The sequence below is a fragment of the Ruegeria sp. CG1 genome, from assembly GCF_056537265.1.
Window position 1 is genome coordinate 1 of sequence record NZ_JBQFRF010000005.1, and the last position, 17,119, is coordinate 17,119.

The following is a 17,119-nucleotide window of genomic DNA, read 5'->3' on the forward strand; positions in this document are numbered from 1 at the left end:
ACCAACAGGCTGAGAGGAACATCCCAAGCGGCTTTTGCCATCGCTCATCGGCAGTTCCAACGTCGACTTTTTCAACACTATCCGGACAAAGCCGTCTTAGGCCGGCGCTGCAGATTTCGCATTTCCACCGACAACCCACAAACACAACACCGCAAGCAAAACCTCTATCGCAAATGCGGCAAGAATGTTATCGGATGGCCAACCATCGAGGACGAAACTGATTGTTCTGCCCACGGCGAAAGCTGAGAAAACCGTAGCCCCAAGCAAGGCTGAGGCCTGGACCAACTTTTGGTAAAATGCTCCGCCTAAAATGATCAGGCCAAGTACCGAGAGGTTGGCAGCAGGTGCACGCAACTCACTCATCAGGTTTGGCTGCGGCGAGAGTACGATGCCGTAGTTGGCGTAGAAAGACTGTGGGTCCAGAGTGATGGCCAGACCTACGGCGAATGCAGTTAATCCGGACATGCCCAAGATAAGTCTGCCTCTAATTTCAAGTTTCATGTTTGTCTCCAATGTCCCTTGGCCTGGCTTATGCGGCTTTGGTCCACGCGCCAGACATTTCAGCTTTGTTTGCGAAGTCGGCGAAGTCGCGTGGCGCGCGTCCAAGCGCACGCTGGACCCCGTCCGCGAGGTTCGCATTGCGCCCGTCCAGCGTTTCACGCGCGATGTCCGTAATCACATCAGCCATCATCTCGCCATTCGCATGCGCGATTTCCGCGTGGAAGTCTTCGAATGAAATTGGCAGGTATTGCACAGTCCTGCCCATGGCGCGCGAAATCTCTGCGGCCATGTCGGCAAACGTCATGAGACGTGGTCCCGTGACCTCGTACAGTTCGCCATCGTGTCCTTCTTCTGTCAAAGCAGCTACGGCAACATCGGCGATGTCGTCCACGTCGATGATTGGTTCGCGTACATCGCCGGCGGGCATCGGCAAGACACCTGCCATGACCGGACCAAGCAATGCCCCTTCAGAGAAGTTTTGCGCAAACCATGCAGCACGAACGATAGTGAACGGAACTCCGGAATTGCGTACGACTGCTTCCGCTCGTTCCGCATGCAACTCGCCACGCCCGGTTAGCAGCACAAGACGCCGTAGTCCCTTTTCACGAGCCAATGCTGTGAACGCTTCGACTTGCTCAACCGCGCCTGGAAAAGCGATGTCAGGAAAGTAAGAAATATAAGCGGACGAGACGCCTTCCAGGATTGCGGGCCAGCTCTGCGGTTGGTCCCAGTCAAATGGCGTTTCACTGTTCCGCGATGCGCGCCGGACTGCCTGCCCTTTTTTTTCCAGACGTGTCGCGATCCGCGATCCGGTTTTGCCTGTTGCGCCAAGTACAAGAATGGGCTGCTGTATCATTGGTCATCTCCATGAGTTCACTTGATGGCCCGAAATTAGGCAATAAATAGAGATGTTCTATTCTTCAGAATCCGGAATTCTTATTCGATCGTCCAAAGTAAATAGACGAAGAGCTAAATTTCAGCCAAGGTCCCCACATGAACAAGGTTGAACCGCATGTCCCTGACCCAGATGCACTGGCACAGCCGATCGGCGATCCGCTGGGGGAAATCCTTCATTTACTTAAATTGACAGGTACATTCTATTGCCAGTCTCGCTTGACTGCACCGTGGGGCGTATCGATACCGGGATTTCCCGGCGTACTGAGCTTTGCGGTCATCACACACGGGCGGTGCTTGATGAAGGTCGGTGACGATGACCCGTTCGAGGTCGAAAAAGGCGATCTGGTCTTGATGACCAACGGAGCACCGGTCGGTTTCTTTAGCTCAGAAGACACGCCGCTTTTGTCGCTGGAGGAATTGCCCATTCGCAAGGTAACCGAGCTTTATGAAACACTGGAAAACGGCGGCGGCGGCGCGGAGACGGGCATCATGTACGGCTTGGTCCGAATAGATCACGCCGCCAGTGATATGTTGATGTGCTTGCTTCCGGATGTACTCAAAATCGACCCTTGGGAGGAGGACGCCGGAAGCTGGTTACAGGCAACTTTGCAATTCATCGCAAAAGAGGCGCGGGAATTGAGACCGGGCGGCGAAACCGTGATCACGCGACTGGCCGATGTGGTTGTCATTGAGGCCATTCGTCGTTGGCTGAACAGCGCACCCGATGCAGATCGAGGCTGGTTAAAAGCTGCGCGAGACCCGCAGATCGGGCGCACGATAGTCGCAATTCACCGTACGCCTGCTGCGGCTTGGACAGTCGAGTCTCTCGCGGAGGTTGCTGGTATGTCCAGATCCGCTTTCGCGGCACGGTTCACTGAGTTGGTAGGCGTTCCAGCAATACAGTATCTTGCAACGTGGCGTATGCACCTGGCCAGTGAAAGGTTGGTGTCCACCGATCAACCTATCTCGCAGATTGCTTCTGACATCGGATACTTGTCAGAGCCTGCGTTCAACAAAGCCTTCAAACGGGTATTTGGCGCACCACCGGGAAAAATCAGGAAGAACAGAGTTCACTCCGTATCCCGGCGAAACTTGAGAAACTGAGCATCTTCGTATTCGATCTCGCCGATGTGTTTGGCAACGAGTTTCCGGAGTGCACCCAGGTTTTTTCTACTTGGTGGCAGCAGAAACGTGACAAAGGGGATACGTTTGTCAGCGATCGCAAAGTCGATTGCCATTTTGGAAATCCGTTTCCCAAGTCCAAAGGCGTCGGGCCGCAAAACCAACCCAAAATCCCACTCGCCACCTTCTTTTTGAAAGCCCCCCCAACCAACATACCGGCCGCCTGACAAAAACGCCCAATGTCCAAGACCGTCCCGCGCCCAGTAGCCTTCCTTTTTGGCGATAAATTCTCTTGCGACCTCAACATTCCATTTGAACGTCAAAAGCGGCATATGCTCTGCTACCCGGGGGTCGGACATATGAACCGAAATGTCATTCGGGTCGATTTCCGAAAGGCGCGCAAATGAAATCCCATCTTTCATCATTGTACTCATTTGATGGCCCGAGATGTCCCTTGCATGCAAAGTAATTCTGGCGCGAATACTGTTTCACAGCTTTCTCGCGACAATGTACCGGCTCGGCAACAACCCGGCTTGATCCGCTGTCTCAACGATATCGAAGCCCGCACGTTCAATAGCGTGCTGGAGTTCAGCAACGGATACAAAATTTACGAACGGAGCTTTCCCGAGCGCCTGCATAATCGGGATCGCTATTCGGCTGATTATGCCATATTTGAACCCTCCACTCTCTGGAGCGCAGACGGTCTTGGAAATGAATACCCCACCGGGTTTTGCAAGGGTCGCAATGTGTTCGAGTGCATGGCCCATATCGGGTACAAGGTGCAGTAGATTATGTGCGAGGACAGCGTCGTAAGAACCGTCGTCAGGATCGTGCTGTAGAACCTCGGCCACTTTGAACGTGACATTCTCCAACTCTTCTTCAGCGAGTTTCTCGTTTGCGATTTCGATCATCCCCGGTGCGAGATCGGAGGCGGTGACTTGAGCCACATGCGGTGCCAGTAGCAACGCGGTTGACCCCGTTCCACACCCGATTTCCAACACACTGTCTTCGGCTTGCAGGTAGGACTTTGAACGTTCGAGCGTGTTCAGATACCCTTCCATGTTCCGGATAGGATCAGCCGCATATCTGCGCGAAATCTTGCTCCAGAACTCGGCATCATTGGACAATGCAGCCATCTTTGATCTCTCTTTCAAACTTTTCACAGCGGCCAGTAAATTAAAACGCGATTCTATGGAATTGCCAGATATTGCAGAACTGTTATGCATTAATGCATGAATTGGAACGCTATCAATTTCGATTGGAACCAGGCTCGGTCCTTTCTTGCAACGGCAGAAGAAGGTTCGTTTTCCGCGGCAGCGCGCGTGCTTGGGCAGACCCAACCAACCGTCGGTCGGCAAGTCGCCGCGCTGGAACAGGCGCTCGGCGTCATCTTGTTTGAAAGGGTTGGCAAGTCGCTTAATCTGACAAACGCTGGTGCTGAGCTGTTGGTACATGTCAGTGAAATGGCAATTGTTGCGAACAGGGGTGCTGTCAGACGAATTCGAACCAGTCTCAGTTTGCTGCGGAAACCGCGAACCTATCCGGAACAAAGTTGACGCCACTCGCTAAGAGCGGCGCTTCGTGTCAACTTGAAGGTGTCTCGGCTGGTCAGCGATCTTTCCTAGTTGAAGTGGTTGTAGACGGAGAAATGGACGGAGGCGAATTTCTGTCGACTTCGCATGCGCCTGAAACGTTGCATCGCGCGTTCGCGTCGTCGAAACGGCTGGTGCGAGTTCTCGACGCGGTTGTTGAGCCACCTTCCCGTCTTTTGTGTTTCGAGCGCGCCCATTTCTCTGAACGCAGCTCGATACGACGCGAAGCGATCGGTGACCACTTCGTCAACTTTACCGTGCCGCTTCATCAATTTCCTGAGGAATTTCAACGCCGCCTGCTTGTTTCGGCGTTTGGTAACGATTGCTTCCAGCACTTCGCCCTCATGATCGACGGCCCGCCAGAGGTAGTGTCTCTTGCCATTCACCTTCACGAAAACCTCATCCACGTGCCACTTCCATTTGGAGTATGCTCTCAATTGCTGAACACGCTTTCTTCGGATCTCAGAGGCAAACATCGGGCCAAATCTGTTCCACCAATACCGGACAGTTTCGTGACTCACGTCGATGCCTCGCTCGTGCAACAAATCTTCGACGTTCCGAAGCGAGAGCGGGAAACGGATGTACAACATCACTGTAAGGCGGATGATATCGGGACTGGTTTTGAAGTACTTGAAAGAGGCAGGTCTGGTCATGGACAGTAGCTACGTATCCGCCCTGCCCGTCTCAAGCCAAGTTCTTCTGACAAGACCCTTTTTGTGACCATCGCGGCCCTGATCTATTTCGTGCAAAGCAACCTGAACCGCACTTCTGAAACAGCAGCGACAACAAGCGCGCCGTCGCGGATGCTGAGCCGTCTGATCGCGGCTGCAATCGCAATTGGCGTGATGGTCTGACTTGCCGGACAGGTCATGCCGAAATTCGGTGTTATGGCCGTGCTGATCGTGGTGCCTTGCATCGGGGCCGTCATGGGCACGGTGAACGGAGCGCTGATCGTCTATGGCCGTCTGCAACCCTTTATCGTGACGCTGGCGATGATGGTGGGTGCGCTGGGTCTGGCGCGCGTCATTGCCGAGCAAGATACGGCTGTTTACCCGGTCTATACCGGCAGCAATGCGACGGAAAATTTCGAAGTGCTGCGTGTGTTGCTGTGGGGCGTCCTGCCCGTACCCGGGCTTTTCTTCCTTGGCGTCCTGTTGGTCTTTTTCCTGATCACGCGGTTCACCACCTTTGGCAGCTACCTGATGGCAATCGGCGGCAATGAAGAGGCCGCGCGTCTGGCGGGCATCAATGTGGGTCGCAAAAAAATCATCGCCTACGCGCTGGCCGGGGGCCTGTCTGCACTGGCTGGAGTGCTTTATGTGGCGCAATTCCGGCAGGGTAAACCGGATGCCGGATTGGGATTGGAACTGGATGCGATCGCAGCCGTGGTGATCGGTGGTACCAGCCTCATGGGCGGTCGTGGTGCCATCATGGGGACATTCGTTGGGGTGCTGATCTTTGGCTTCCTCAGCAACATCCTGCAACTCAATAACATCGACAGCAACACGCAGCTGGTGCTCAAGGGCATCATCATCGTGGTCGCCGTCCTGCTTCAGGAAGGGCGATTTGAAGAGATCTTTGTCATGGCGAAAGAGCGCCTCGGCAGAGGGAGGAGGCTCTGACCTCAAATCTTGAAGGACCAAGGTCAGAGCAATCAGAACGCGGGAATTTGGAGAAACCCGCATCATGACTAAGGAGTAGACTATGAAAAGAAGAACATTTGGCAAGGGCCTGATGGTCGCCACCGCGCTCGCAACTTCGTTTTCGGCCTCAATGGTACTGGCGGCTGACAACTATGTGATCGGATTTTCGCAGGTAACCACTGTTGAGCCCTGGCGCGTCCAGTTCAACAAAGACCTGCGTGCCGAGGCTGACCAGCACGATAATGTCGAGCTGATCATCGCGGATGCCAACGACCGCACCGAAAAGCAGGTGGCGGATGTAGAGAACTTTATCCGTCAGGAAGTTGACGCGATCCTGATCTCGCCCAAGGAATCCGCTGGTCTGACCGGTGTGGTCGAGCAGGCAGCCGACGCGTGCATTCCGGTCTTTGTTCTGGACCGCAACGTGGACACTGACAAATTCGTTCAGTGGGTTGGCGGCGACAACGAGCTGATCGGCCGCGAAGCCGGTAAGTTCGCGCTGGACCAGCTGGGCGGTTCAGGTGCGGCCAAAGGCACCATCATTGAAATCTGGGGTGGTCTGGGCACTCAGGCCGCGCATGACCGCGCCAACGGTTTCCACGAGGCCTTTGACGGCGAAGAAGGCGTGACCTTCCTGCTCGATCAGCAGTCGGGCGATTGGAAACAAGATCAGGCGTACGACATCATGTCGACCGCCCTGCGCAACTATGAAGACATCACCATGGTTTATGGCCACTACGATCCGATGGCCTATGGCGCTTATCTGGCCGCCAAAGACGCGGGCCGCGCAGATGACATAATCTTCATTGGTGTTGACGCCCTGCCAGGTGAAGGCGTGACCTGGGTTGCCAACGGCGAACTGTCGGCCACATTCCTGTACCCAACCCCGGGCGCCGAAGGACTGCGTCAGGCTCTGAAGCACCTGAAAGGTGAAGAAGTCCCAAAGTCGGTCGTCATGGGCACCGAGGCAATCACTGCCGATAACGCGGGTGAAATCCTGAAGAAGAACGGACTGTAAAAACCGATCAGACCGGTTTCCTTTCTCCTCCCTGTCGGGGTAGCCGGTCGGACACGCAGGGGCTTGCGCCCCTGCTGTCTTTTTTGAGAAAGCTTCGAAAAAAGGTGCCGAGAATGTCCGAGCAAAAAACGAAACTCCAAAAAATACTCCGCTCCCGCTTTGGAAAAGGGATTGGATATTCTTGAGTTTCTGTCTCTGTCGGATACTGCCCCTACCCTGTCTCAGCTTGCGCAGGGAATTGGCCGTTCGAAGAACGAAATCTTCCGCATGATGATCGTGCTGGAGGAACGTGGTTACATCGATCGCCAGGAAGGTGACCTGTTCAAACTGACCGGAAAGCTTGCCCTGTTGGGTGGAGACCGAACAGATTACAGCAAACTCGCAGAATTGGCTGAACCTTACATGAACCGTTTGGCCGAAGAAATCGAACTGTCCAACCACCTTTGGATACCCAACGGCAAAGACGAGCTGATTGTGATCAACAGTGTCTCATCGTCCCAGAACTACGGTGTCACGGTGCAGGTCGGTTACACAACACCCGTGTTTCCGACTTCGGCCGGGGCGTGTTTTCTTTCAGAAATTGCCTCACGTGAAGATCGCTTGGCTTATCTTTGCAAAATAGCACCGGAGGAAAACCCGGATTCTGTGCAAGAGTTTTCCGATCAAGCGGCAGTCTGCGCCGAACAGAATTACATCTCTCTCGGCAGTCCCGAGAGCAATGCCATAAGCGAGATTTCGACACCTATCCGTCATGGCTTGGGACAATCCGTTATCGCTTCGTTGACGATTCCGCATTTCGCTTCCGCCCTGATCGACAACCGTCGCGAATTTGTCATTGATGCACTAAAAACGACAGCGGCCCAGTTGCAAGCCAGCGTAGCGACCCGAATGCCCCTGCCCCGTACGCCTTGGTATCAATTCACCTGACAATCTGCAGATGGAACCATCCGGCCGGCCCAAAAGGCAGGCCGGACAGTATGAGTGGTTGTATTTAGTCGTACAGAACGGCCGAGATCTTCGGGTCGTCGATGTTTGAGGCATCGTAGTAGTAGAAGCCTGTGTCGATCAGACCAGGAACCTCTTCCCCGTTCAAAGCCGCAACCGCTGCCTTCACCGTCTCATAACCGATGCCCACAGGGTTTTGCGTAATGGCACCCGCCATCAAGCCGCTTTTGATTGCGTCTTTCTGGGCTTTGCCGCTGTCATAACCGATGATCACCAAACCCTCGGTGCCCAGCTCCTGAACGCCATTCACAACGCCGATAGCCGAGCCCTCGTTGGTGCCGAAGATGCCATTCAGATCGGGGTTTGCTGTCAGGATCGCCTTTGTGACCTCGGTCGACTTCAGGTGGTCGCCCTGACCGTACTGAACTGTGACAACTTCGATATCCGGGTACTTCTCGGCCATGCGATTGACGAAACCGTCGCGGCGGTCGATGCCGGTTCGGCTGGTCTGGTCATGCGCGACAACCGCAACTTTACCCTTGCCGCCGATTTTTTCGGCCATCTTGTCGGCTGCAAGGCCAGCCGCCGCCAGGTTGTCTGTTGTCGCAGTTGAAAGCGGGATGTCACTGTCAACGCCACTGTCGAAGGCGATGATCGGAATGCCCTTTTCATTGGCCTGCTTCAAAAGCGGAATTGCGGCCTGACTGTCCAGAGCAGCAAACCCAATGGCTTTGGGGTTGTTGGCCAAAGCGGCAGCCAGCATGTCGATTTGGCGGTCCACCATTGTTTCGTTATCCGGACCTTCGAACGTGATGGTGACATCAAACTCGTCTGCTGCCTGTTCGGCGCCGGACTTCACCGCTTGCCAGAACTGATGTTGGAACCCTTTGGATACCAGTGGAATGTAAATCTCTTCGGCTGCCGCCATCGAGGCGGGACCTGCCAGGGTGGCTGCGCTGAGCGCACCCAGAATGAAACGACGTGTTAACATGTTTTCTCCTCCAGTTGGTCGTTTTGGTCTTTGATTTAGTTGCTTGGTCATCCCGATTTCTTGCGCCGCGCCATGTCGGCATAGACGGCCAGAATGATGATCGCGCCGGTGACAACGGTCTGCCATTCCTGCGCGACTGACAGCACGCGCAATCCGTTGGTCAGTACAGCCATGATCAGGGCGCCGATCAACGTGCCCAGGATCGTGCCGCGCCCACCGGACAAAGACGTGCCACCGATCACCACGGCTGCGATCGCCTCCAATTCGTATCCCAAACCCAATGCCGGTTGCGCCGAGTTCAGGCGCGAGGCGATCAGGATACCGGCGATGCCGCAGATCGCTCCGGCCAGCGCATAAATACGCATCTTCCACATGTCGGTGTTCACGCCTGACAGGCGCACCGCTTCCTCGTTAGAGCCAAGCGCAAAGGTGTAACGACCCAGAACTGTGCGCCCCAGAATGTACGAAGCCGCGATGGCCACCAGGAACAGGATCAGCACACCGTTGGGGATGGGCAGTGACGGGAAAACCTCACCGATCAGCGACCCGCGCGAGATCTGGTCAAAGCCCGGCGTGTCATTGAAGTAGATTGGCCGTGTCCCAGAGATCACCAGCGACAGGCCTTTGAGAATCAGCATCATCCCAAGTGTGGCGATGAAGGGCGGGATTTTCATCTTGGCGACGAAAGTACCGGAGCAAAGCCCGCAGAATGCTCCAGCTGCAATGGCTGCGGCCACGCCTAACAGCAACGACATTCCCAAATATGTCAGCACCACGCCGGCGATCACCGCGCAAAAGGTCATCAGTGTGCCGACAGACAGGTCGATCCCACCGGTGATGATAACCAGTGTCGCGGCGACGGCCAGAACGCCATTGACCGATGTCGCCTGTAGGATGGCAATCATGTTCGACGTCTGCATGAAGTTGGGTGAAGCAATGGAAAAACCGATTAGCAGAACGATCAAACTGGCAAAGGCCAACAGCTTTTGATACGCGCCGCTGTCCGCAAGACCCGAGAGTGGCTTTTTCTTTTCGATGTCGGTTGCTGTGGTCATTGGACTGTCCCTGTTACCTGCATCGCCGCTGCACGTTGCGTGGCCAGATGCATGATGTCTTCCTGAGTGGTGTCTTTTCCGCCGGGCAAAATGCCGGTCAGCCGCCCTTCGCACATCACCGCGATGCGATGGCTGAGGCGCATGATTTCGGGCAGTTCAGACGAGATCACGATGATCGTCTTGCCCTGCCCTGCCAGTTCTTCCAGCAACTTGTAAATCTCGGATTTCGCGCCGACGTCGATACCGCGGGTCGGTTCGTCAAAGATCAGAATATCGCAGTCGCGCAGCAGCCATTTGGCGATGACAACCTTCTGCTGATTGCCGCCTGACAGTAGGCGAACCTCCTGCACATCCGATGGCGTTCTAATGCCCAATTGCTGGATGTAGCTTTTGGCGGTGTCGCTGATTTCACCATCGTGCAGAACCCCGCCTGCGCCGGTGAATAGGTCCATCGAGGCAAGCGCGATGTTGTCGCGTACATTCATACCAGTGGCGAGACCGAAATGCTTTCGGTCCTCGGACAAGTATCCAATCCCCGCTTTGACGGCGTCGGTGGGTGATTTGATCGACACCACCTGACCATGTACCCGGATTTCGCCGCAATCCTTGGGATCGGCCCCGAAGATAGCCCGTGCAACCTCTGTACGACCTGCGCCCATCAGACCGGCAAAGCCCAGAATTTCACCCTTTTGGACCGAGAAACTGACGTCCTGAATTTCGTTGCTCCGGCTCAGCCCGGTGACTTGCAAAGACATCTCCGCATCACCCAGGTCGGGCACGTCCAGCGGTTCTTCCTTGACCTCTCGGCCCACCATCATGGCGATGATCTGGCTGATCGGGGTTTCAGCAGCCCCAACTGTTCCGACATATTCCCCATCGCGCATAACCGTCACGCGATCCGAGATCTGCTTCAGCTCGTCCATCTTGTGGCTAATGTAAACGATGCCTACACCTTCAGCCTTAAGGCGGCGGATGATCACGAACAGCTCAGCAATCTCGGCGTCATTCAGGGCCGCTGTTGGCTCGTCCATGATGAGCACCTTGGACCGAAAGGACAGTGCCTTGGCGATCTCGACCATTTGCTGTTTTGCGATGGTCAGGCTGCCAACCAACGCCTTGGGATCAAGGCTGAGGTTCATCGAAGCAAAGATTTCGGCAGTCTGCGCATTCAGCGCCGCCTCGTCCAAACGGCCAAAGCTCTTACGCGGTTCGCGTCCGATAAAAATGTTCTGGGCTACAGTCAGGTCGTTCATCAGGCTCAGTTCCTGATGGATGATCCCAATACCTAGATCCTGCGCCTCGCGCGGGGTGGTCGGGCTGGCCTCGTACCCTTCGATCTTCAGCGTACCGCCATCGCGCTGGTAAATACCCGAGAGGATTTTCATCAGCGTGCTTTTACCGGCGCCGTTCTCGCCCATCAGTGCGTGAACTTCACCCGGTTCCAGATCGAACTGCACGGATTTCAGCGCGTGCACGCCGGGGAAGAACTTATCAATCCCCTCCATTTCGACCAATTTGTTCATTTTTCCTTCCATTTGCCCCTCTCCCCTTGGGACTGACGCGACTACATCACCGCGCCGATTTGCCAGGGGACGAATTCAACGCCCCCAAAGCCAAGTTCCTCGCTTTTGGTTTTTTCTCCCGAGGCTACGCGGATGAGCATTTCGAACAGCTCTTCGCCTTTTGCCTCGATGCTGACCCCGTCGGTCACGATGTCACCGCAGTTCAGATCCATGTCTTCGGCCATGCGGGCATACATTTCGGAGTTCGTGGCCAGCTTGATACAGGGTGTTGGTTGGTACCCTGAAACCGAGCCGCGCCCGGTGGTGAACACGATCAGGTTCGCGCCCGAGGCGACTTGGCCGGTGACAGAACATGGATCAAAACCGGGACTATCCATGAAAACGAACCCGTGTTTGTCCACTGTCTCACCAAATTTATAGACGTCGCGCAGAGGGGCTGTGCCCCCTTTGGCGACCGCCCCCAGTGATTTCTCCAGAATCGTCGTGAGGCCCCCGCGCTTGTTACCAGGGCTTGGATTGTTGTCCATCTCACCGCCGTTGCGAGCGGTATAGTTCTCCCACCAGTGGATGCGCTCGATCAGCTTTTCACCAACTTCGACCGTTTCGGCCCGCCGCGTCAGCAGATGCTCCGCCCCGTAAATTTCCGAGGTCTCCGACAGGATCGTTGTTCCGCCATGGCGCACCAGCAAGTCTGAGGCATATCCCAAAGCCGGGTTCGCCGTGATCCCCGAATATCCGTCCGAGCCGCCGCATTGCATGCCGACCGTAATGGCATTGATCGGAGCCGGAGCGCGTTCGGCTTGATTGGCCAGTTCGGCGATGCCTCGCAGTTCTTTGAGCCCCCGCTCGATTGTGCGCCGCGTTCCGCCCTCGTTTTGAATAGTCATGTAGCGCAGGGCACCGTCAGCGCGGATTGGACGACCGCCAACAAGGTCTGCGACCTGCATGACCTCACACCCAAGCCCAATCAGCAGAATACCCCCGAAATTCGGATGCTGTGCGTACCCGGACAGAGTTCGGAACAGGGTGGCATAGCCTTCATCCTTGCCGGACATTCCGCAGCCGGTCCCATGCACAATCGGCACCACACCATCGACGTTGGGGAAGTTGTCCAGTAGTCCAGATTTTTCCGTCGCCTCAGCGATGAAACGTGCCACCGACCCCGAACAGTTCACGGTGGTCAGAATGCCGATGTAGTTTCGGGTTCCCACCTTACCGTCGGTGCGATGGTATCCGTCAAATGTCCGCTCGTCAGTCAGAGCAGGCAGCGGCGCATTCGCGCTGGCATGTGCATAGTCCTGCTGATGCGCACCCATACCAAGGTTGTGCACGTGGATATGTTCGCCCGGCGCGATATCGCAATTGGCCTGTCCGATGATCTGGCCATAGCGAACAACATTTTCGCCAGCCCGGATTGATGACATCGCAATTTTGTGACCGCGGGAAACGGATGCAGCCAACGGCACCGGAACATACGCCGGTTGTTCACCCGCCTGCAGGTCGCGCAAAGCAATGACGATATTGTCCTGCGGATTAAGCTTCACGACGTCGCGCGTCGCCTCTTCCAAAACATCCATGCCGCCGTGTGCTTGCATCTCTTCCCCGCTTGCTTGGCCAATGTTGCTAAATCCAAAATCACCACTTGTCAACTAACATGTTAGAATGCTAAATTGCTTAGCATGAGCAAACACCAAGATATTGATGCTGCGCTGCTGCCCGAGATCACGACGATCGAAGGGCCGCTGACTCAACGGGTCCACCACTCTTTGAAACAGGCGATTCTCTCGCTTGATTTTCCTCCCGGGGCGAATCTCCGGAAGGCCGCAGTGTGCGAGAGATTGGGCGTATCTCGAGCACCTGTTGCCGACGCGATCGCGCGTCTGGCCTCTGAAGGGCTGGTGGATGTGGTGCCGCAATCCGGCACCCGCGTGTCCTATTTTTCAATGGATGAAATTCGCGAAGGCGTTTTCCTGCGTGAAGCGCTTGAGCTTGCAACCGTCGCCAAGGTCGCGCGCGATCCGACCGACGATCAGCGCAAACGGTTGAGCCGCAACATGCGTTTGCAGGAACTGCTGATCGAAGATGACGACATCCCCGGCTTTTATCAGGCAGACGAAGAGTTCCACGGCTTACTGATGGAGTTCACCGGTTTCCGCCGTCTTGCGGACGTTGCGCAAACCGTATCGTTGCAGGTCAGCCGCGCCCGTATGTTGCTGCTGCCGACACCCGGTCGAATAGCTGAGACTTTGGCCGAACACCGGGCGATTTTCGAAGCAATCAACAATCGCGACGAACAGGCTGCGCAGGACGCCATGCGCACCCACCTTGGGCAGTTGATGCCGCGTATCGAGCAGCTGGAACAGCAACAGCCCCATTTGTTCAACCTTACTCCACAGTCGAATAGCGAGGCAGGATGACCGTTTCCCAGACAGAATTACTGAACAACCGAACCACGCGGCCCGTTCCCCTGACCCGCATGGGGTTCGGCGGAGCGCCGTTGGGGAACCTGTACCGCAAAGTCTCGGACGAGGACGCGCAGGCTGCATTGCAAGCCGCCTATGACGCAGGCATCCGTTTTTTCGACACCGCGCCGCAATACGGGCTTGGCCGGTCAGAGCATCGGTTTGGGCAGGCGATCAACCGGTTCGGTCGCAAGAACATTCAGCTTTCGACCAAAATCGGGCGTTTATTACTGGATTGCAAACCGCCTGAAGTGACACCCGAAGCCTTTGTCGATGTGCCGCAGAAACGGATTGTGTTCGACTATACCTATGACGGGGTCATGCGGTCTTACGAGGCCAGCCGCGACAGGATCGGCGTTGCCAATTCTGACATTCTTCTGGTCCATGATGTCTGTGTCTTCAGCCAGGGCAGTCAGGAAATGTCGGACGCCAAGGTGCGCGAGCTTTTTGATGGTGGGGGTTACAAAGCGCTAACCGAACTGCGCGACGCAGGCGAGATCGCTGCAATCGGCGCGGGCGTAAACGAATGGCAGGTTTGCGAAAGGCTGCTTGGACTGGGGGATTTCGACGGGTTCCTGCTGGCCGGGCGCTATACGCTGCTGGAGCAGGAAGCGCTCGACAGTTTTCTGCCACTCTGTGAGCAGCGCGATGTCGGGATTATCCTCGGGGGGCCTTACAATTCAGGCATTCTCGCCACCGGAGCTGTACCCGGCGCCAAGTACAATTATGCAGACGCACCAAAAGACATTTTGGAACGGGTCCGTAAGATCGAAGCGGTTTGCGCGGCCCACAACACTCCGCTGATTGCGGCAGCGCTGCAATTTGTTCTGGGGCATCCATGCGTCAAAACAGTGGTGCCCGGGGCCGTCAACGCAGCAGAAGTCCAGTCCAATGTAGCATTGATGGAGCGCGACATTCCCCCCAGCCTGTGGTCGGACCTGCGATCCGAAGGCCTGATCCGACCCGACGCGCCACTGCCAAGCGAGACAGCTGATGCTGCGTAACATCGACCCGATCCTGTCGCCGGAGCTTCTATTTACCCTCAGGGCCATGGGCCACGGAGATGAGATTGTTATCGCAGATGCAAATTTTCCGGGCGCCAGCATGGGACCAGACTGCATCCGGGCCGATGGGTCTACGGCCAGTGAAATGTTGAAGGCCGTACTTTCTGTGATGCCTTTGGATACGTTCGTTCCTGATCCGGCGTTGACCATGCAGGTTGTTGGCGACCCGGAGGCGGTGCCTGACTCAGTCGCGGACTTTCAGCGCATCATCGACACGTCCGCCGACAACTCTGCCAAGGTGCTGGGCTTGGAACGGTTTGCATTCTACGACCGTGCGGCCAACGCCTTTGCAATCGTTCAGACCGGCGAGCGCAGGCTTTATGGCAACATCATCCTGAAAAAGGGTGTGATCGAATGAGGATCGACGCGCATCAGCATTTCTGGGCTTTGGCGCGCGGCGACTATGGCTGGCTGACGCCTGATCTGGACGCAATCTACCGGGATTTCACCCCGGACGATCTAATGCCCCTGCTAAAAGCTGCCGAGATTGACGGCACGGTCCTTGTCCAAGCGGCCCCTACTGTGGCTGAGACCGAATACATGCTCTCTCTGGCCGACCAGAATGCGTTCATCAAAGGTGTTGTCGGTTGGGTCAATTTTGAAGCCGATGATGTTGGCGCGCAAATTGCTGCTTTGGCCGCCCACCCGGCACTGGTTGGCCTTCGCCCGATGATACAGGACATCGCTGACCCTTTTTGGATGCTCGGCGACACGCTGACACCAGCTTTTAAGGCTGTCCAACGGCATGACCTTACATTCGATGCGTTGACCCTGCCCCAACATCTGGGCCCGCTCAGGCAACTTCTTGAACGTCACCCCGATATGCGCGCTGTCATCGACCATGGATCGAAACCGTTGATCAAAGACGCAATCCTGTATGATTGGGCTGACAACATGGCGGCCTTGGCTCGGGATACAAACGCATGGTGCAAGCTGTCCGGCCTCGTGACCGAAGCTGCCGCAGATTGGACGATCGAAGACCTGCGCCCCTATGTGGATCACCTGCTGAACACCTTCGGCCCGTCGCGTCTAATCTGGGGCAGCGATTGGCCGGTTTGCACCGTGGCCAGTAGCTACGAGCGCTGGTGTGAAACCACCGACACGCTCCTGAACCAGCTGGGCAACGACGAACGCCAGGCGATCATGGGTGGCAATGCCACGCGCGCGTATAACCTCAGGGAAAAAAATGACCATACCTACATTGGAACCAAACGGGCTGTGGCTCGGCCGTCTTGAGCGCGCGGGGGTTGGGCCCAGCGTGGTAACCCTGCGCAATGGGCAGGTTGTCGATATTACGTCAAAAACGGCACCAACCGTCCGGGACATTCTGGAACGCGAAGACGCGGCAGACTATGTGCGCAATGCACAAGGTGAAGAAATCGGTCCTTTTGACGCCGACCACCAATGGCTCGCGCCGTGCGACCTGCAGGCGGTTAAAGCCTGCGGTGTCACATTTGCGGGCTCAATGGTCGAGCGCGTGATCGAGGAACAGGCCGCAGGCGATCCTGCCAAGGCCGATGCGATCCGCACGCGCATCGGAGACCGGATTGGAGACAGCCTCTCGAACATTGTACCGGGATCGAACGCGGCCGCAGAGGTCAAAGAAGCACTGATCACCGAAGGTCTCTGGAGCCAGTATCTGGAGGTTGGGATCGGCCCCGATGCCGAGGTGTTTTCAAAGGCGCAGGTCCTTTCGTCCGTCGGGTTCGGCGCAGATATCGGGCTTCACCCGATCTCGACCTGGAACAATCCCGAGCCCGAAGTTGTTCTGGCCGTGACCTCAAAGGGCGAGATCAAGGGCGCAACATTGGGCAATGATGTGAACCTGCGCGATGTTGAAGGGCGTTCGGCCTTGTTGCTAAGCAAAGCCAAGGACAACAATGCCTCTTGCGCGATCGGGCCAATGATCCGGTTGTTCGATGATGGGTTCACTCTGGTTGATGTACGTCTGGCTGAACTGACGCTGACCGTCACCGGACCAGATGGGTTTGTTCTGAACGGCAGCTCATCGATGGCCCAGATCAGCCGCGATCCTGCTAATCTTGTGAAGCAGACCATCGGACGTCACCACCAATATCCTGACGGGCTGATGCTGTTTCTCGGCACGCTATTCGCCCCAACCCAGGACCGGGATACGCCGGGCGGTGGATTCACGCACAAACTTGGCGACGTTGTCACCATCGCCAATGCACAACTTGGGGCACTGACAAACACAGTGCGCCTGTCGACAGAATGCCCCGAATGGACCTTCGGGGCGTCACACCTGATGCGAAACCTCGCCCGTCGCGGCCTGCTGTAAGTGAGAA

19 protein-coding genes and 1 pseudogene are annotated in these 17,119 nt (G+C 56.1%); 11 read left to right on the forward strand and 9 right to left on the reverse strand.

Annotation, left to right across the window (positions count from 1 at the left end; translation table 11 throughout):
• Positions 1 to 96: 96 nt before the first annotated feature.
• A complete protein-coding gene (locus ACR0AU_RS14805) occupies positions 97 to 501 on the reverse strand; it encodes a DUF4345 domain-containing protein (protein WP_170733493.1) in 405 nt (134 codons plus the stop codon).
• 28 nt (positions 502 to 529) lie between these two features.
• Positions 530 to 1,357, reverse strand: a complete 828-nt coding sequence (locus tag ACR0AU_RS14810) for an NmrA family NAD(P)-binding protein (RefSeq protein ID WP_170733494.1) — start codon at positions 1,355 to 1,357, stop codon at positions 530 to 532.
• A 137-nt stretch (positions 1,358 to 1,494) separates the two neighbouring features.
• On the opposite strand from ACR0AU_RS14810, the gene ACR0AU_RS14815 reads away from it, so the two are divergent.
• The gene (locus ACR0AU_RS14815; protein ID WP_170733495.1) at positions 1,495 to 2,502 is read left to right on the forward strand and encodes an AraC family transcriptional regulator; all 1,008 of its coding nucleotides are present in this window, start codon (positions 1,495 to 1,497) and stop codon (positions 2,500 to 2,502) included.
• On the opposite strand, the gene ACR0AU_RS14820 is transcribed toward ACR0AU_RS14815, so the two are convergent.
• Both ACR0AU_RS14820 and ACR0AU_RS14825 read right to left on the reverse strand, forming a co-directional pair.
• A complete protein-coding gene (locus tag ACR0AU_RS14820; RefSeq protein ID WP_170733510.1) occupies positions 2,469 to 2,942 on the reverse strand; it encodes a GNAT family N-acetyltransferase in 474 nt (157 codons plus the stop codon). The two genes, ACR0AU_RS14815 and ACR0AU_RS14820, sit on opposite strands and share 34 nt — an antisense overlap.
• Before the next feature lie 66 nt (positions 2,943 to 3,008).
• Entirely contained in the window at positions 3,009 to 3,656 is a 648-nt protein-coding gene (locus tag ACR0AU_RS14825) for a class I SAM-dependent methyltransferase (protein WP_170733496.1), read from the reverse strand.
• Positions 3,657 to 3,752: 96 nt separating this feature from the next.
• Here ACR0AU_RS14825 and ACR0AU_RS14830 point away from each other — a divergent pair, with 96 nt between their 5' ends.
• Positions 3,753 to 4,076, forward strand: coding sequence for a LysR family transcriptional regulator (locus ACR0AU_RS14830; RefSeq protein ID WP_480795850.1), 324 nt, complete (start codon positions 3,753 to 3,755; stop codon positions 4,074 to 4,076).
• Here ACR0AU_RS14830 and ACR0AU_RS14835 read toward each other — a convergent pair.
• Positions 4,058 to 4,765, reverse strand: a pseudogene (locus ACR0AU_RS14835) (IS6 family transposase). The gene ACR0AU_RS14830 and the pseudogene ACR0AU_RS14835 sit on opposite strands and share 19 nt — an antisense overlap.
• 63 nt (positions 4,766 to 4,828) lie before the next feature.
• Between ACR0AU_RS14835 and ACR0AU_RS14840 the strand changes: the two are divergent.
• From ACR0AU_RS14840 to ACR0AU_RS14855, 4 genes are all read left to right on the forward strand, one after another.
• Positions 4,829 to 4,966 carry a hypothetical protein gene (locus ACR0AU_RS14840; protein ID WP_480795851.1) on the forward strand — a complete coding sequence of 46 codons (138 nt, stop codon included), beginning with the start codon at positions 4,829 to 4,831 and terminating at the stop codon, positions 4,964 to 4,966.
• Positions 4,967 to 4,981: 15 nt separating this feature from the next.
• The gene (locus tag ACR0AU_RS14845) at positions 4,982 to 5,734 is read left to right on the forward strand and encodes an ABC transporter permease (protein ID WP_480795852.1); all 753 of its coding nucleotides are present in this window, start codon (positions 4,982 to 4,984) and stop codon (positions 5,732 to 5,734) included.
• Between the two features lie 82 nt (positions 5,735 to 5,816).
• Entirely contained in the window at positions 5,817 to 6,773 is a 957-nt protein-coding gene (locus ACR0AU_RS14850) for a substrate-binding domain-containing protein (protein ID WP_480795853.1), read from the forward strand.
• Between the two features lie 159 nt (positions 6,774 to 6,932).
• Positions 6,933 to 7,700, forward strand: a complete 768-nt coding sequence (locus ACR0AU_RS14855) for an IclR family transcriptional regulator (RefSeq protein ID WP_480795854.1) — start codon at positions 6,933 to 6,935, stop codon at positions 7,698 to 7,700.
• Between the two features lie 64 nt (positions 7,701 to 7,764).
• Here the strand turns inward: ACR0AU_RS14855 and ACR0AU_RS14860 are convergent, their stop codons facing one another.
• The 4 genes from ACR0AU_RS14860 to ACR0AU_RS14875 are packed head-to-tail and all read right to left on the reverse strand — an operon-like array spanning position 7,765 to position 12,882.
• Complete coding sequence (locus ACR0AU_RS14860; RefSeq protein ID WP_170694956.1) at positions 7,765 to 8,709, reverse strand: ABC transporter substrate-binding protein; 945 nt, start codon at positions 8,707 to 8,709, stop codon at positions 7,765 to 7,767.
• 47 nt (positions 8,710 to 8,756) lie between these two features.
• Entirely contained in the window at positions 8,757 to 9,764 is a 1,008-nt protein-coding gene (locus ACR0AU_RS14865; RefSeq protein ID WP_480795855.1) for an ABC transporter permease, read from the reverse strand.
• On the reverse strand, positions 9,761 to 11,287 hold the full coding sequence (locus ACR0AU_RS14870; protein ID WP_480795856.1) for a sugar ABC transporter ATP-binding protein: 1,527 nt from the start codon (positions 11,285 to 11,287) through the stop codon (positions 9,761 to 9,763). Before ACR0AU_RS14870 ends, ACR0AU_RS14865 begins: the two co-directional genes overlap by 4 nt.
• A gap of 41 nt (positions 11,288 to 11,328) precedes the next feature.
• Positions 11,329 to 12,882 (reverse strand): UxaA family hydrolase, encoded by a 1,554-nt coding sequence (locus tag ACR0AU_RS14875; protein WP_480795857.1) that lies wholly within the window; start codon positions 12,880 to 12,882, stop codon positions 11,329 to 11,331.
• A gap of 84 nt (positions 12,883 to 12,966) precedes the next feature.
• On the opposite strand from ACR0AU_RS14875, the gene ACR0AU_RS14880 reads away from it, so the two are divergent.
• From ACR0AU_RS14880 to ACR0AU_RS14900, 5 genes are read left to right on the forward strand one after another with little or no spacing between them, the layout of a single operon-like run.
• Positions 12,967 to 13,704 carry a GntR family transcriptional regulator gene (locus ACR0AU_RS14880; protein WP_480795858.1) on the forward strand — a complete coding sequence of 246 codons (738 nt, stop codon included), beginning with the start codon at positions 12,967 to 12,969 and terminating at the stop codon, positions 13,702 to 13,704.
• The gene (locus ACR0AU_RS14885; RefSeq protein WP_480795859.1) at positions 13,701 to 14,753 is read left to right on the forward strand and encodes an aldo/keto reductase; all 1,053 of its coding nucleotides are present in this window, start codon (positions 13,701 to 13,703) and stop codon (positions 14,751 to 14,753) included. The genes ACR0AU_RS14880 and ACR0AU_RS14885 overlap by 4 nt, the downstream gene beginning before the upstream one ends.
• Positions 14,743 to 15,171, forward strand: coding sequence for an RbsD/FucU family protein (locus tag ACR0AU_RS14890; RefSeq protein ID WP_480795860.1), 429 nt, complete (start codon positions 14,743 to 14,745; stop codon positions 15,169 to 15,171). Before ACR0AU_RS14885 ends, ACR0AU_RS14890 begins: the two co-directional genes overlap by 11 nt.
• Entirely contained in the window at positions 15,168 to 16,049 is an 882-nt protein-coding gene (locus tag ACR0AU_RS14895; RefSeq protein WP_480795861.1) for an amidohydrolase family protein, read from the forward strand. Before ACR0AU_RS14890 ends, ACR0AU_RS14895 begins: the two co-directional genes overlap by 4 nt.
• Entirely contained in the window at positions 16,000 to 17,112 is a 1,113-nt protein-coding gene (locus tag ACR0AU_RS14900; RefSeq protein WP_480795862.1) for a fumarylacetoacetate hydrolase family protein, read from the forward strand. The genes ACR0AU_RS14895 and ACR0AU_RS14900 overlap by 50 nt, the downstream gene beginning before the upstream one ends.
• Positions 17,113 to 17,119: the final 7 nt, after the last annotated feature.